At 44.4% G+C, this 16,087-nt stretch carries 15 protein-coding genes; 14 read left to right on the top strand and 1 reads right to left on the bottom strand.

The genetic code is table 11. The features are described from left to right. Nucleotides 1-37: 37 nt before the first annotated feature. The 14 genes from rsmH (at nucleotide 38) to hslU (ending at nucleotide 15,920) form a co-directional block, all read left to right on the top strand. Nucleotides 38-1,024, top strand: coding sequence for a 16S rRNA (cytosine(1402)-N(4))-methyltransferase RsmH (gene rsmH, locus ACKI39_RS02845; RefSeq protein ID WP_407397462.1), 987 nt, complete (start codon nucleotides 38-40; stop codon nucleotides 1,022-1,024). Further along, entirely contained in the window at nucleotides 1,021-1,335 is a 315-nt protein-coding gene (gene ftsL, locus ACKI39_RS02840; protein WP_318691077.1) for a cell division protein FtsL, read from the top strand. Before rsmH ends, ftsL begins: the two co-directional genes overlap by 4 nt. Then, nucleotides 1,332-2,756: a UDP-N-acetylmuramoyl-tripeptide--D-alanyl-D-alanine ligase gene (locus tag ACKI39_RS02835; protein ID WP_407397459.1), complete on the top strand. Its 1,425-nt coding sequence runs from the start codon at nucleotides 1,332-1,334 to the stop codon at nucleotides 2,754-2,756. Before ftsL ends, ACKI39_RS02835 begins: the two co-directional genes overlap by 4 nt. Beyond that, on the top strand, nucleotides 2,753-3,958 hold the full coding sequence (locus ACKI39_RS02830; protein WP_407397457.1) for an FtsW/RodA/SpoVE family cell cycle protein: 1,206 nt from the start codon (nucleotides 2,753-2,755) through the stop codon (nucleotides 3,956-3,958). The genes ACKI39_RS02835 and ACKI39_RS02830 overlap by 4 nt, the downstream gene beginning before the upstream one ends. Beyond that, nucleotides 3,955-4,794, top strand: a complete 840-nt coding sequence (locus ACKI39_RS02825; RefSeq protein ID WP_407397456.1) for a cell division protein FtsQ/DivIB — start codon at nucleotides 3,955-3,957, stop codon at nucleotides 4,792-4,794. The genes ACKI39_RS02830 and ACKI39_RS02825 overlap by 4 nt, the downstream gene beginning before the upstream one ends. Further along, on the top strand, nucleotides 4,794-6,050 hold the full coding sequence (gene ftsA, locus ACKI39_RS02820; RefSeq protein ID WP_407397454.1) for a cell division protein FtsA: 1,257 nt from the start codon (nucleotides 4,794-4,796) through the stop codon (nucleotides 6,048-6,050). The genes ACKI39_RS02825 and ftsA overlap by 1 nt, the downstream gene beginning before the upstream one ends. 98 nt (nucleotides 6,051-6,148) lie before the next feature. Then, nucleotides 6,149-7,735, top strand: coding sequence for a cell division protein FtsZ (gene ftsZ / locus ACKI39_RS02815; RefSeq protein ID WP_407397452.1), 1,587 nt, complete (start codon nucleotides 6,149-6,151; stop codon nucleotides 7,733-7,735). Between the two features lie 31 nt (nucleotides 7,736-7,766). Further along, nucleotides 7,767-8,675 (top strand): tyrosine-type recombinase/integrase, encoded by a 909-nt coding sequence (locus tag ACKI39_RS02810; protein ID WP_407397450.1) that lies wholly within the window; start codon nucleotides 7,767-7,769, stop codon nucleotides 8,673-8,675. 65 nt (nucleotides 8,676-8,740) lie between these two features. Then, complete coding sequence (locus tag ACKI39_RS02805) at nucleotides 8,741-9,496, top strand: tetratricopeptide repeat protein (RefSeq protein ID WP_407397448.1); 756 nt, start codon at nucleotides 8,741-8,743, stop codon at nucleotides 9,494-9,496. A 164-nt stretch (nucleotides 9,497-9,660) separates the two neighbouring features. Next, nucleotides 9,661-10,614: a DNA-processing protein DprA gene (locus ACKI39_RS02800; RefSeq protein WP_407397446.1), complete on the top strand. Its 954-nt coding sequence runs from the start codon at nucleotides 9,661-9,663 to the stop codon at nucleotides 10,612-10,614. 24 nt (nucleotides 10,615-10,638) lie between these two features. Then, a complete protein-coding gene (gene topA, locus ACKI39_RS02795) occupies nucleotides 10,639-12,861 on the top strand; it encodes a type I DNA topoisomerase (protein WP_407397444.1) in 2,223 nt (740 codons plus the stop codon). Next, nucleotides 12,858-13,781, top strand: a complete 924-nt coding sequence (locus tag ACKI39_RS02790) for a tyrosine-type recombinase/integrase (RefSeq protein WP_407397442.1) — start codon at nucleotides 12,858-12,860, stop codon at nucleotides 13,779-13,781. Before topA ends, ACKI39_RS02790 begins: the two co-directional genes overlap by 4 nt. A gap of 88 nt (nucleotides 13,782-13,869) precedes the next feature. Beyond that, a complete protein-coding gene (hslV, locus tag ACKI39_RS02785) occupies nucleotides 13,870-14,412 on the top strand; it encodes an ATP-dependent protease subunit HslV (RefSeq protein ID WP_407397440.1) in 543 nt (180 codons plus the stop codon). A gap of 11 nt (nucleotides 14,413-14,423) precedes the next feature. Then, entirely contained in the window at nucleotides 14,424-15,920 is a 1,497-nt protein-coding gene (gene hslU, locus ACKI39_RS02780) for an ATP-dependent protease ATPase subunit HslU (protein WP_407397438.1), read from the top strand. Nucleotides 15,921-15,977: 57 nt separating this feature from the next. Here the strand turns inward: hslU and ACKI39_RS02775 are convergent. Then, the coding region (locus ACKI39_RS02775) for an IS3 family transposase (protein WP_407396682.1) at nucleotides 15,978-16,087 on the bottom strand (110 nt) is incomplete at its 5' end.

The raw sequence follows: 16,087 nt of genomic DNA, 5'->3' as shown, positions 1-16,087 counted from the left end.
CTTTCTCTTAGGGAAGGCGGAAAAAAGGGAATAGAAATTGGAAATCGTACATACTCCTGTACTTTTAAATGAATGCCTCGCATATCTTTCTCCAGTGGGAGAACCGTTTGAATCATCTGCCTACCTTATCGATTCAACTTTGGGAGAAGGCGGACATTCCTTCAACTTCCTTTCAAAATATCCAACGTTAAAAGTAAAAGGCCTTGATGCAGACAGCGTCATTCAGGCAAAAGCTAAGGAAAGACTTGCTCCTTTTGGTGAACGTATGTCTTTCTACAATGGCTGGTTCAACGACTTCTATAGAAATTTTCCTGAAGATGCCGAAAGACCCAACCTTATTCTCTTTGACCTTGGCATCAGTGTGTTCCATTACGAAAGAAGCGGAAGGGGATTTTCTTTCCGTCATGATGAAGTTCTGGATATGAGACTCAACAGCGAAACAAAGGAAAGTGCTGCTGATATCGTGAACAAGATGGAAGAAGAGAAGATGGCAAATATGATCTACCTCTATTCCGACGAAAAATATTCGCGCCGCATTTCATCAGAAATCTGCAGGGTACGCGAAACTCAGAAAATCGAATCCACAAAACAGCTGGCAGACATCATTTACAATGCAGTTCCAGCAAAATACAGGCACGGAAACATTCATCCAGCCACTAGAACTTTCCAGGCTTTGAGAATTCAGGTCAACAGTGAGCTAAGTCGCTTGCCAGAAGCAATCCACGATGCCTTCAATATTCTTGCTCCTGGAGGAAAACTCGGTGTAATCACATTCCATTCACTGGAAGACAGGATCGTAAAGAATTATTTCAGGAATCTCGGTAAGCAGTGTGTGTGTCCACCTGAAGTTCCAATGTGCAATTGCGGTGGAACTCCCTGTGCAGAAATCCTTACTCGTAAGCCTGTTGAACCTACTGAAGAAGAAGTAAAGACAAATTCTCCTTCAAGAAGTGCAAAGCTCCGTGTTGTAAGGAAGCTTCGCGATGCAGATGAAAAACGTCTGTATGGGGTGGAGGCATTATGATAAAAAAGAAAATCCGTGCCTTCTTCAGGAACTTTTTTTTCTGCCTTCTTGCCTTGAGCATTCCTGGGCTTCTTGTTCTTAACGGTATTCAGTCAAGCAAATACAGGACCCTCAAGAAGGAAGTTGAAGACCTTGAGCGCAAACAGGAAACCCTCATTGAGGAAAATAAAAAACTGATTACGGACATCAGCCTTCTTTCAAGTTCAGACAGAATTGAAAAGATAGCTGAGGAAGACCTGGGGATGCGTCAGGCTGAAAGTGAAGAAATCGTGCGCGTGGGTGTACCTGGCGCAAAGGAAAATAAAAAATGATTGGAATAGATAAAAGCCTTCTTACATTGGAAAAAGTTCTCGAAGCAACAGATGGAATACATGTCCTCGGTCCATCGACCATTACATTCACTTCTGTTGCAACGGACAGCCGCAGTGTAGAAAAAGATACTTTGTTTGTTCCTCTCATCGGTGAAGTTCAGGACGGACACAAATACATTCCGCAGGCAATTGAAAAAGGTGCGAGCGTTGTTTTCATTGCGAAAAAAAATTATGAGGATGACAGCGACTATTTTGTTAACCTTCATCATGATAATCCTGGAGTTACCTTCATTGCCGTGGATAACACCATGTCAGCCTTGCAGAAAGCTGCTGGGGCATATGTTGAAAAATTTCCTCACCTCATAAAGATTGCGGTTACAGGTTCCAGTGGAAAGACAACCACAAAGGAAATTCTCGTTTCCATCATGAAGCAAAAATACAATGTGATCTGCAATCAGGGGAACCTTAACAGCGAAACAGGACTTCCTCTTTCAGTATTTAAAATTCGTCCTGAACATCAGTGCGGCATTTTTGAAATGGGCATGAACCGTGAAAATGAAATCGGTGAAATCTCTGCTGTACTCAAGGCAAATTTTGCAATCGTTACAAACATCGGTACTGCCCATATAGGTTTGCTTGGAAGCCGCGACAATATTGCAAAGGAAAAGGCAAAGGTTTTCGATCACTTCCACAACTTTGGAACCGGTGTGATTCCTTTTGACGATGACTATGTTGAATTCCTCAAGGATCAGATTGAAGGAAAGGTTGTCCTCTATGGTCAGGATACTGATACCGTAAAGTATGTTGCAGATCTTGGACTTGGCGGAACAAAATTTACAGTGGGCGGAATTGAAACCGTTCTTTCCCTTCCTGGAAAATACAACTACAAGAATGCCCTTGGCGCCATTGCCCTTGCTGAAGTACTTGGACTTACATCTTCAGAAATTGCAAAGGGAATCAATGAACTTGAACCAATGTTTGGCAGAAGCCAGGTTCTTGAAGGAAAGTATACGATCGTTCAGGACTGCTATAACGCAAATCCTGATTCGATGGAAAAATCAATTGAATTCGTTTCCTCTGTAAATGACGGCCGCAAGAAGGTCTTTGTCCTTGGCGATATGCTTGAGCTTGGTGAAGATTCCGTTAAGGAGCATGAAAAGGCAGGCGAGCTTGCTGCCGGTTCAAGTGCTGATGTCATTGTTTTTGCAGGTGATGAAATGAAAGCTGCCTATGACAGAATCAGATCTTCTGTTTCTGGGAAGGAAGTTTTCCACTATGCAGGACGCAGCGATGATTCGATGAAGGGAATTGCAGAAAAAATTTCTTCTGTAGTTCCGGAAAAATCCATCGTTTTGATAAAGGGTTCCAGAGGTATGGGGCTTGAACGTGTTACGAAGCTTCTTGAAGGTGGTGAACTTTGAGTGAATATGTGATTCGTGCAGACAAACCTGTTCTCGCCTACAAAAGAAGTGATCCACTCTTCTTGATTTCGGTCCTACTGCTTTGGGGACTTGGAATTTTCACGATCTTGATTTGTACTCAGGGTGTTGGGGAACGTTTCTTTCACAACAGGTATTACTTTTTGTGGAGACAGCTTGCATATTCTGCAGTTGGTGCTGCTGGCCTTGTATTTTTTGCAGCCGTTCCTGTAAATGCCCTAAGACGATTTTCTTTTTCCTTTGCTGTAACATCTGTGGTGCTCTGTGTTTTTGCCCTTCTGCCTGTAATCGGTAGTGCAAAGAACGGAGCGCCACGATGGGTCAGCATTCCTCATGTGATTACTTTCCAGCCATCTGAACTGGTAAAACTTACGATGGTGCTTTATCTTTCGCATCTGTTTGACAAGCACTCAAGTGAATATGAGGAAAACAACAAGGAATTCATGTACCCAGCCATCGGCCTTGCGGTTCTTGCAGGAGCGATTTTCATCCAGAAGGATCTTTCTACATCGGTAATGGTTTTCTGCATCGGTGTTGCAATGTTCATCGTGTCGGGAACTCCCATCAAGGTGTTTGTTCCTATTCTGTCGCTTATCATTCCTGTTACGATCCTAATGACGTTGACCCACAGGTACAGGCTTCTTCGTATCCTTTCGTATCTCAAGCCTAATGATTATACCTCCACATCTGGATATCAGGCTCTTGCTTCCGTAAAGGCGATCAGCTCTGGTGGAATCTGGGGAGTGGGGACAGGTAGTGGACTTGAGAACATTTCTGGAATTCCTGAAGTCCAGACCGACTATATTTTTGCTGGATGGGCCACGGCAATGGGGCTTGCTGGTGTCTTTGGCTATCTGCTTCTGCTTGGAATCTTTCTTTGCCGTGGAATCAGGATCGCCCTCAACTGTCCCAATAAATTTGCGGCGCTTGGTGCCTTTGGCTGTGTGTTTACCATTACATCACAGTCGCTGATCAATCTTGCCGTTGTCTGTGGAGCGGCGCCAACTACAGGAATTCCGCTTCCGTTCTTCTCGAGCGGTGGTTCTTCACTCATCGTGACCTTGTGCATGTGCGGTTTTGTCATTAACGCCTCACATTGCGGTGCCGATAATGATTTTGAAAACAAAAAAAATAAGGAAATAGAATTTAACGAAAGTTTTGGAGAGACGGTGGTAGAGCTATGAGCGAGCTTGCAGTTACAGATTTCAATGATTTTTTTATCTCATTTGATGACAAGCCAAAGGAACCTGTCATGGAAACAGTTAAGGATAAGAATCTTGTTGCCCTTAAGGTGCTTGTCATTGTCCTGGGATCCTTTCTTGCCCTTGAAGCACTTATCTATAGTTTTGTTCTTCCTTTGTTTGCAGCCCCAGAAATTACTTACAGCGGGTTGAACTACCTTACAAAGAACGAGCTGAATGAAAAACTTGCGGAGCTTGATGGTGCAACATGGAGTGGTTTCAGCACAGAGAAGGCAGTTTCGATCCTCAGTAACATCTCATGTGTTGAAAGCGTAGCTGTGGACAAGCATTTTCCCAATACGATTTCAGTCAAAGTAAAGGAAAGGAATGCCGTTGCAAAATCTATTATCAGCCAGAACGGAACCTCAAAGTCTATTCAAATAGATGAAAATGGTATATTATTCAGTGTCAATTCTGCATCCGTGGCAACAGATTATTCCGTTCCTTTGGTTTCTGGACTTCCAGTGGACAATCTTCAGGAAGGAATGCGTCTTCCAGCTAAATATCGCGTTCTCATGGATCAGATTTCAGACATCAGGAAGCTTCCACGCAAATATTTTGCTGCGGTTTCTGAGATTCAGGTTGTTCCAAAAGAATATGGCAACTATGAACTTGCCCTCTATCCATCGCAGGCAAGGGTCAAGGTTCTTACAGACCGCAATCTGAATGAGGATGCTCTTCAGTACATGATGGTTGTTCTTGATGTCGTTAATTCTATTGAACCTGACGTGTCGGAAATTGACCTTCGCTATGGGGCAGTTTCCTATAGACGCCGCTAGTGAGGAATGCATTGAGCCGCCGAATTGTTGGTCTTGATATCGGTACATGTTATATCAGGACAGTTATAGCTGAAATAGACTCTGATGGCCGCATTGAAGTGATCGGCCTTTCAAAAATTCCATCTCAGGGTGTACGAAATGGTATCATCGTAAACATTGATGCCACAAAGGAAGCCGTACAGACTGCCATAGAGGCTGCTGAACAGATGGCTGGTGTTGAAGTTACAGACCTCTATACAACTATCGGTGGTGCCCAGGTTTCAAGCATGAAGTCTACAGGTGTTGTCGGTGTTGATCCTAAGGGACTTTCCACCATGCCTCTGGAAATCAAACCTGAAGCAAAAGAGAGGGCCCTTAAATCCGCAAAATCCATGCTCATCCCATACGATGAAGCTCTTCTCCATATCATTCCTCAGGAATATCTTATCGATGGCAAGGATTATCCTGATCCGATCGGAAATCTTGGTGTGCGCCTTGAGGTCAAGACCCTTCTTGTAAAGGTTTCAAAGTCTTCCCAGGGAAATATCGCGGAATGTATTGCACGTGCTGGCTTTGAGCTTAAGAAAATCATGCTCAAGACTCTTGCCGCAGCCACAGCTACCATCCATAAGGATGAGTTGGCTCTCGGTTCAATCCTGATCGATCTTGGTGGTGGATCAACCGATGTAATCGTAATCAACAAGAGTGCTCCTGTTTTTACTGCCTCGATTCCATATGGCGGCAACAGGGTAACAAATGATATTGCACAGGTTCTTGGAGTTCCGTTCTCTGTTGCTGAAGACCTTAAGCTGAAATATGGTTCCTGCTGGCTTGAACCTGAAGAAGAGGAAGATGAGGTCATCATACCGAGTGTTGGAGGTCTTCCTCCTGCCGTTACCAATAAAAAACTTCTTTGTGACATAATTTCGAGCCGTGTTGAAGAAATCCTTGTTTCAGTAAAGAAAGAAGTGGTTCGTCATTCTGGCTTGAAAAGGCTGAACGGTACGATCGTTCTTACGGGTGGCGGTGCTCTTATGCCTGGTGTTGTTACGCTTTCTCAGGCGGTATGGAATTCAACCAGTGTTGGTCAGGGAACATGCTCTGATTTTGGTGGAGCGGATACAAGCTATAGAAATGCCGATTTTGCTACAGTGATGGGGCTTGTAATGACCTATAAGGATGATGATTCCAGGGCATCCTCAAAAAGGAGTGCAAAGAAACAGGGATCGGAGCCTAAAAAGAGTTTTATAAAGAATTTACTAAAAAAGATAAATTAAGTAGAATGTTTTATGAAGGTTTTCAGTCTGAACATTGAAGAGGGGGGATACTCTTCAGTGGTTTAAAGGACTGGAAATTGGGTCGGGAGGAAATTTAAATGCTGGAATTCACAAACGTTCAGGACTCACAGTCCGTACAGCCATCGTCAGTACCTGTTCAGAATGGTGCTCAGGTGGCTTCGGCAACTGTTGCCGCTCCTATGGCTGCTGCCCAGGTTGCAAGCGATGAGCTAAATTTTGACGATGAACTTGGGGATATGAATCCTACAAAGATAAAGATCATCGGTTGTGGTGGTGGTGGATCCAGTGCTGTTCAGCGCATGATCGAAGATGGAGTCACTGGTGTTGACTTCGTTGTTCTCAATACAGATAAACAGGCTCTCCACAGGTCTACGGCAAAACTACGTGTGCCTATCGGACAGAAAATTACTGGCGGTCTTGGTGCTGGAGGTAATCCAAAGGTTGGTGAAGATGCTGCAATCGAAGATACAGAAAGACTCAAGCTTGTAATCGGCAATGCAAACATGGTTGTCATTACAGCTGGTATGGGTGGTGGAACAGGAACAGGTAGTGCTCCTGTTGTCGCAAAGCTTGCTCATGAAGCTGGAATCCTTACTATCGCAGTCGTAACCACTCCTTTTGACCACGAAGGTGTTGTCCGTATGAATAACGCCATGGAAGGTCTTGCAAAGCTCCGCCAGAATGTAGACAGCCTTATCGTCCTTCCTAATGACAAGATATTCAAGGCTATGAAGACAGATCCTGAAAGAAAGCTTACTTTCAAGGAGCAGTTCATCCTTGCAGACAACCTTCTTTGTGCTGGTGTAAAGGGTGTTACGGAAATCATTACGAAACCTGGTGAAATCAATGTTGACTTTGCCGATGTGTGCACCATCATGCGCGGTTCTGGTGAATCTATCCTCGGTGTGGGTAGAGGAAAGGGTGAAAACAGAATCAACGAGGCTGTTGAAGGCGCAATCTTTAATCCTCTCCTTGAAAACCGCCAGATTGACGGAGCAAAGAAGATACTCATAAACATCACTACAAACGGTAATATTTCTCTTGAGGAAAGCCGCGAAATCATCAACCTTATCCGTCGTTCTGCAGACAAGAATGCAAACATTATTTTTGGTCTTGCGACAAACGAAAATATGGAAGACGACGATCTTGCAGTTACCGTAATCGCAACTGAATTCGACCCTTCTGACAACGGTTTTGTTACGGCAGAAGAAATTCAGCAGTCCATCGAAGAAAATGACGATACAGTGGTTTCTGTGGATGACTTCAAGAATATCCTCAAGGGCGGAATCTCAACAGAATCGATGACTCCTGTTTCTGCAGTGGCTGATTCTCAGTTCAAGAAACCTGAGCCAAAATCCAATCCAATAGGCAGCCATTCAATCTATGATATCGTAGGCTCATTTGAGCAGCCTTCAAAAACAATGGAATCGGCAAAACCATCTATTTTTGCAGAGGAACCAGCCTCGGTTTCTACATCTTCGTTTACGGAGGAAAGACTTCCTTCGGAAAGAGAGGCAATCAGCCTTAAGGTGGAGGATGACCGCAATACATTCAAGGTCAAGGATCTTCCTGCAGGAACCGATGCAAATGATCCTGGTGTTCCTTCTTTCTACAGAAGCAGGTTCAAGAACATGGGCAGTTCCATCGATCTTACCTTGGACTGATTGTTTTATATCGTAGTAAAAGGGAGTTGTTTTGGACAGCGCGACGGAAAATCTTCTGCGGGAATTCTACAACGAGATAATCTTTGTCGAAAACCATTCTAAGGTTACGGCGGAGACCTATCTTATTTCTGTAAAGGAATTCGTTGCCTATCTTGAAGCAAACAATATTTCCATTGCTGATGTCGTGACAGAGACGGTGCTCTACTATTCAGCATGGAGAAAGACTAGTGGACTCAGTGAACTTACTATGGCAAAGGATATGACAGCCTTGTGTGAGTTCGGTTCACTTCTTGTAAGAAAGCAGATCTGGGCAGACAACTTTGTCGCCGAGCTTGACAGACCAAAGATCTCCAGGGCACTTCCAAAGGTCCTTGAGATAGGACAGGTTGATTCTTTGCTTGCCGCGATAGATACAGGCACACCTCTTGGGGTCCGTGACAGGGCTCTCTATGAGGTCATATACAGCTGCGGTCTGCGCATAAGCGAAGCATCGGGGCTTTTGATTTCCAACGTCCACTTTGAGGAACAGGTTCTTATTGTCCGTGGAAAAGGTGACAAGGAACGGCTGATTCCTTTTGGTGGAGATGCTGATTTGTGGCTGAAAAAATGGCTTTTTGAAGCCAGACCTAAGATTGTTGGAACAAGGATCGTGGAAGAAGTCTTTGTCAATTCCAGGGGACAGGTGCTTTCCCGCAAGGGCATATGGAAGAACTTCAAGGCACTGGGAGTAAAAACTGGAGTTGAGGCTAAGGTCCACACCTTGAGGCATTCCTTTGCGACCCATCTTCTGGCTGGAGGTGCAGACCTTCGTTCTGTGCAGGAACTTCTTGGACATGCTGATCTTTCAACTACGCAGATCTACACCCATGTGGATGACGGTCAGCTTAAGGATTATCACAGGGACTATTTCCCTGGACATGAAAAGAACACTGATTCTTGAATTTCAAGGCTATCACCTGGAATTGAAATCCCTGGAGAAGCCCAAAATATAAAAAGGGGTACATTATGAGAAAAACACTGTCTAAAGCCATGCTTTGTGTGATTGTTTTTTCTGTTTCCTTTACAGCTTTATCATGCGCACCATCCTACAACACTGTAAAAAGAATGCAGAAAATTGAGGAAGGTGTCCACAATCCAACTACAAAGGAAGAACTTCAGGAGGCAATCAAAAAATTCGATGCCCGCGCCCTTGACCTTGCGACTACTGAGGCTCAGGTTGGAATCTGGTACAAGATTCTCGGTACACGCTATCTTGACCAGCAGCTCTACGGAAAGGCTTTTGAGTGTTTCCAGAAGGCGCTTACATATTATCCTGACAATGCAAATCTTTATTACTATGTCGCTCTCTGTGCTGGCTATCTTGCCAATTCCACCTTGGATTTTGAGGCTAACGGACCTGCTTCTTCCAGCATTGAAAAAAGGCAGAATTACCTTCGCCTTGCAGAAACCGCCTACATCCGTGCACTTGGAATAAATCCAAAATACTATCGTGCCATGTACGGTCTTGGTGTTCTCTATGTTTTTGTGCTTGATGAAAGTGAAAAGGCAATTCCTCATCTTGAAAAATTCCTTTCTGTGCAGGTAAAGGATACGAACGCCATGTTTGTGCTTGCCCGTGCATACTACATGAACTATGAATTCGACAAGGCTGTTGCTTTGTATGACCACATAATCGAACTTAAGCCAAATCCAGAAAAGGTAAAGGAAGCGGAATCAAACAAGAAAACAGTTCTGGATGCAAAGTTCAGCCAGGGAAAGTAAAGATCATTTCTGAAGACGCAGTTTTCGGATGGATAGAAAAAAGTTAAAAAGGGTGGGATAACAAAAAGTTAATGATGGTCCGTGAAGTCTCCTTGGGGATTTCGCGGATTTTTTTTATTGCAGGAAAATTTGACATTTGAGCCTAATATTCTTAATTTTTTTTTGTGGATACATTGGATTTAGCTCTTGGGCATATTACATTTCTTACCAACAGGGAAAAAAATCTTTTAAAGAAGAATATTGACAGTTTAGATAATCTTGCGTTACTGTCTATAGAAGATATTTCTTCAATTATCGGCAGGAAAACCAAAGGGGAATGGAACGGTTTCCATGTGAAAGCCCTGGTCGATAAGGCTGAGGCAACCATGGAGGCAAAGGATATCCATGGGGTTGTTCTTGGTTCTATGGAATATCCTGCCATGCTGGGGACTATCAATGATCCTCCCTATTGTTTTTTCTACAGGGGGAATCTGGAGGTCCTTAAGAAGAAATGTGTTTCCGTAGTTGGGACAAGGAACATATGCCAGGAAACTGCAGTTGCTGCCATGGAATTTTCTCTGGCGGCGGCAAAGGATGACTGTGTTGTTGTTTCAGGTCTTGCCAACGGAATAGATACCTTTGCCCATCGTGGTGCCTTGCAAAGCGGTGTGGAATGTTCAACCGTGGCGGTACTTCCCTGCGGAATAGAATCTGTGGTTCCCTATGGAAACAGAGGGCTTGCATCGTCAATTTTGAATGGTGGAGGACTTCTTTGCAGTGAATACATTCCTGGCACTCCTGCAGAATCATGGCGGTTCGTTCAGAGAAACAGGCTCATTGCGGCTCTGTCTCCTGCGACTGTGGTTGTTCAGGCACCCAAGGGAAGCGGAGCCCTTATAACGGCGGATTTTGCTCTTTCCTACAACAGGGAAGTTGTGTTCCATAAGGCTGGTTTCTGTGAGCAGGCAAATGTCAGTTCCATCCGTGGTGGCAAGAGGGTGAAGGAAGCAGCACCTACATCTGAACGGTATGTTTCGGAAGGTGCTCCAGTGATTGAAAACTATGCTGACTATGTGAGGGTGATGGAAACTCCCCCAGGTACATTCAGTGTAAAAGATAGACAGCTTGAACTTTTCTAGTTCAGGTTTTTTTTGAGGTGAAATATGGCTGAAGAAGCAGAGAAAGAAGTTGTAAAAGAGACAAAGAAGAAAAAGACAACTAAGAAAGCAGCGACAAAGAAAACAAAGAAGACTCTTGTCATCGTGGAATCTCCACATAAGGCCCAGACTATCGGTGAACATCTTGGCCCTCACTACAACGTCAAGGCTTCCATTGGTCATGTCATCGACCTTCCAAAGAGCCGCATGGCAATCCAGATAGAGAATAACTTTGAGCCTGAATATATTACTGTCCGTGGTAAGGCTAAGCTCCTTAAGGAACTCCAGAAAGATGCAAAGAATGCAGACCTTGTTCTTCTTGCGTCCGATCCTGACCGTGAAGGAGAGGCTATTGCATGGCATCTCAACAATGCACTCAAGGAAAAGACGGAAGCTCCTATCAAGCGTGTTGTCTTTTCAGAAATCACATCCAAGGGAATCGATGAAGGAATCAAGGATCCCCATGACATCAATGAATCGATGGTAAATGCCCAGAAGGGGCGTCGTGTCATTGACCGTCTTGTAGGTTATAATCTTTCGCCACTTCTTTGGAAGAAAGTAAAGAACGGTCTTTCTGCAGGACGTGTTCAGTCTGTAGCCCTGAAGATGATCTGTGCCCGTGAGGATGAGGTTGAATCATTTATTCCTGAAGAATACTGGAGCCTTGATGCTGATTTTCAGAAGGGTAAGTCCAACTTTACTTGCCAGCTTGCAAAATATCAGGGGAAGACACCTGAACTAAAGAATGAGGCAGAAGTAAAGAAAATAATCGATGAAATCAAGAATTCTGAATGCAAGGTTACCGACATCAAATCTACGGAAAAGACAGTAAGACCAAAGCCTGCCTTCACGACTTCAAAGATGCAGCAGGCAGCCGCCAACAGACTTGGCTTCAATGCAAGAAAGACAATGCAGATTGCACAGCAGCTCTATCAGGGTATACAGGTAGGAAAGACGACTGTGGGTCTTATCACTTACATGCGTACAGACTCTGTCCGTATTGCAGACAGCGCCCTTGAGGAAGTTCGTGACTGGATTGGAAAGAATTATCCTGAGCAGCTTCCAGAAGAACCTATTCAGTATGCAGTAGGAAAGGGAGCTCAGGATGCCCATGAAGCGATCCGTCCGACATATGTCACATATACTCCAGAGGAAATGAAGGAATATTTGAGCCGTGATCAGCTCCGTCTATATCAGCTTATCTGGGAACGTTTTGTTTCCTGTCAGATGATTAACGCAAAGACAATCACTACGACCGCAGAAATCACTGCTGGTGACGCAGTGTTCAGAATTTCTTCCACAAAGCTCAGCGAGAAGGGATTTTATTCTGTAATCAAGCTTCTTGCTTCTAAGGAAGAGGTTACTGGAAGCCTTCCATCACTTAAGATCGATGAAGTTGTCGATGCAAAGGAATTCCATCCTGAGCAGCACTTTACTCAGGGACCTGCCCGTTATACTGATGCCACAATCATCAAGCTCCTTGAAGAAACAGGAATTGGACGTCCTTCAACATATCATAACATCGTTATGGTTCTGCTTGACCGCTATTACATTACAAGAAGCAATAAGCAGCTTGTTCCAACTCAGCTTGGACGTATGATCAACAAGATCCTTGTAGAGGCTTTCCCAGAAGTCATCAACGAACAGTTTACTGCTGAAATAGAAAACAAGCTTGATGAGGTTGAACAGAACGCAGTTGTCTGGAACGACATGATCCGTGATTTCTATTCTCCATTCAAAGAAAGAGTCGATGAGGTGGAAGCAACTACAGAAAGCATGAAGGGCTTTCTTGATGAAAAGACAGACAAGATCTGTGACAAATGTGGAAAGCCGATGGTCAAGAAGCTTGGTCGCTTCGGTTACTTCCTTGCATGCTCTGGATTCCCTGAGTGCCACAATACAAAATCTGTTCCTCTTGCAAAATGTCCTCGAGAAGGCTGTAACGGAGAAATCGTCGCAAGAAAGACAAAGGGGCGCGGAAAGGAATTCTACGGATGCACCAACTATCCAGAATGTGATTTCATCTCGCACTTCAAGCCTATAGATGTCTACTGTCCTAAATGCAACTGGTTCCTTGTTGAAAAATACGACAAGAAGAACGGTTCATATAAGAGCTGCATCAACCCAGCCTGCGATTACCTCCATTCGGCAGATGAAGCGGTTGCCGCAGAAGCCGCTGGTGAATTTGCTGCTGCGAATGAAGCCGACAGGAAAAGCCAGGGCGAATGATTGAATTACTGTCTGACTGCTGCGAGGAATTCCTCATATACCTTTCAAGCGTAAAGGGACTGTCTGAGAACACCATAACAGGTTATAGACAGGATTTTATACACCTTCTTGAATTTCTTGGAAAGGAACGCAGGCTTAAGGATGTGGATCTCAATGACCTCAGAGCATGCATAGGGAATCTGAGCCAGAAAAAGTATTCTGTGACGTCTATAAACAGATTCATTGCGGCGGTAAGGGGTGTCTTTACCTATGCAAAGAAATTCGGACATCTTGAAAGGAATCCTGCGCTTGAACTGAAGACTTTAAGGGCTCCTAAGCATCTTCCAAAGTTCATGACTCAGTCAGAGGTAGATGAGCTTTGCCGTCAGCCAGAAGAAAAATCCCTGCTTTGGACAACGCGGGACAAGGCTCTTTTTGAGATGCTCTATTCAAGCGGTTGCCGTGTAAGTGAAATGGCGGATCTTAAATTCTCTGATTTGACATCGGATTTCAGAAGTGCCATGGTCACTGGTAAGGGGAAAAAAGACAGAAGGGTATATTTTGAAGAAGATGCAAGGAATGCCCTTGAGGAATATCTAAAGGAAAGAAGGGAACGGTTTCCAATGCATGAAAAGGACGGTGCATTTCCTGAGGATCATGTTTTCATCAACCAGAAAGGAACTGCCCTGACAGCCCAGGGAATTGAGTTCATAGTAAAAAGGTACAGCGGAATGGAAGGTACTGGAAGGCAGCTTTCACCTCACGCATTCCGTCATACCTTTGCAACCCAGATGCTCAATAATGGGGCTGACATAAGGGTTGTTCAGGAAATGCTTGGACATTCAAGCATAAGTACGACTCAGCGCTATACCCATGTAACCATGGAGCGTCTTAAGGAAGTCTACAAACAGGCCTTTCCACATTCAGGCAAGAAAGACTGAATCCATGGATATGGCTCTGTTTCAATAAAGGGCATCTCTAGAAATCGCAGTTTTTAGAGACTCCACTAAGAATAAAAAGGATTTGATTATGGATAACGAAAATAAAATAAGAAGCACTACGGTAATTGCCGTAAGAAAAGATGGCAAGGTTGCCATGGCTGGAGACGGCCAGGTGACCATGGGAAATACGGTCATGAAAGGAAATGCCCGCAAGGTCAGAAGAATCTATGACGGAAAAGTTCTTACTGGATTTGCTGGTGCTACAGCAGATGCCTTTACTCTCTTTGACAAGTTTGAAGAAAAGCTTAAGACCTTCAACGGAGATCTTACAAGGGCAGCTGTAGAACTTGCAAAGCTTTGGCGCACGGAAAGAAGCATGAGCAAGCTTGAGGCGCTTCTTCTTGTTGCAGATTCATCAAAGATTCTTCTTATTTCTGGAAGCGGTGATGTGATTGAGCCAGAAAACGACATTCTTGCTATCGGTTCAGGTGGCAACTATGCATATTCCGCTGCCATGGCATATATGGAATCAAGTACACTTTCTGCAAAGGAAATCGCAGAAAAATCCTTGAGGATCGCAGGTCAGATCTGCATCTACACAAACAACAATGTTGTTGTTGAGGAATTGTAGGAGGTTGTTTCATGGCAAATAAAATCGAAGGGCTTACTCCTTCAGAAATCGTAGAAAAACTTGACAGCTATATCATCGGACAGAACAAGGCTAAACGTTTTGTTGCCGTTGCCCTCCGTAACCGTCAGCGACGCATTCAGTTGCCTGAAGAAATCCGTGACGAGGTTGCACCAAAGAACATCCTCATGATGGGACCTACAGGCTGTGGCAAGACAGAAATCGCACGCCGCCTTGCAAAGCTTTGCGGGGCACCTTTCCTGAAGGTTGAGGCAACAAAGTATACTGAAGTAGGTTATGTTGGTCGTGACGTTGAATCCATGGTGCGTGACCTCATGGCTGTTGGTGTCAACATGGTCAAGGCAGAGATGCAGGAAAGAATTCGTGAACAGTGCCTGCCTCTTGTTGAGGAGCAGCTTCTGGATCTTCTTCTTCCTGGAAGCGGTTCTGGAAAGAATAGAAATCAGGATGAACCTAAGCAGTTTGCCCAGGTTCTTGGAAATATTTTTGGAGAAAACAGTCCTGTCCAGGGAAGCTTAATAAAAATTGATCTTCCACAGACAGGCACAGAAAACAGAGAGCAGAATGAGCGGAAAGAACCTGAGATTTCTACAGAAGAAAAAGAAAGGATGTCTTCCACCCGCGAAAAATTCCGCCAGATGCTTAGGGAAGGAAAACTTGAAGACCGTGTAGTTGAAGTTACCGTTCATAAGCAGGCTAATTTCAGCATGGGCATGATGGGTGGAAATCCTGAAGACATTCAGGACAGCCTTAGCGGACTCCAGGACATGCTGAATGGTGGAAGAAATAGGAAAAAATCCGTGACCGTACGTGAGGCCCGCAACATCCTTATGTCCCAGACTCTTGACCGTCAGACTGACAACGACAAGGTTGCCGACGAGGCGAAAAACCGCGTAGAGCAGAGTGGCATCATATTCATTGATGAGATCGATAAGATTGCGACCCATGGAGGAGAAGGTGGAAGGGCAGAAGTTAGCCGTGAAGGCGTGCAGCGGGACATTCTTCCTATTGTTGAAGGCTGTGATGTAAACACCAAGTGGGGTGTAATCAACACTACCCATATTCTTTTCATCGGTGCTGGAGCCTTCAGCGTATCTGCTCCAAGCGATCTGATTCCTGAGCTACAGGGGCGTTTCCCTCTCCGTGTAGAGCTTGAGGCTCTCAAGAAGGAAGATTTCAAGAGAATCCTTACGGAACCAAAAAACGCCTTGGTAAAGCAGTACAAAGCCCTGCTGGGAACTGAAGGAGTTGAACTTGATTTTGCAGAGGAAGCCGTCGACCGTATGGCCTTCATTGCAGAGGATGTAAACAGCCATCAGGAAAACATAGGCGCTCGCCGTCTTCATACAATCATGGAAAGTGTTCTTGAGGAATTGAGTTTTGACGCCGACAGGCATGACGGCGAGAAGATCATCATAGATGCTGCCTTCGTCGACAAGAGGCTTGAAGGAATCGTCCAGAACCAGAATCTTGAACGATACATTCTTTAAAATGGCAAAAAAAGGACTTCGCAGTGTGAAGTGCACCCCAATTATTGGACACTTTAACTAGGCTGATTTTAAGGACTGATTCCTAAATTGTAAAGGAGTCAGTCCTTTTAATTTAACCTTGATTCTCTTTTCATTGTACCATTCGAGGTATTCAACCAATTCTTTCT

It is taken from the genome of Treponema sp. (genome assembly GCF_045641405.1).
Taxonomy (GTDB): Bacteria; Spirochaetota; Spirochaetia; order Treponematales; family Treponemataceae; genus Treponema_D.
The sequence above is the reverse complement of the archived record's forward strand: the minus strand, read 5'-3'. Positions and strand labels throughout refer to the sequence as shown.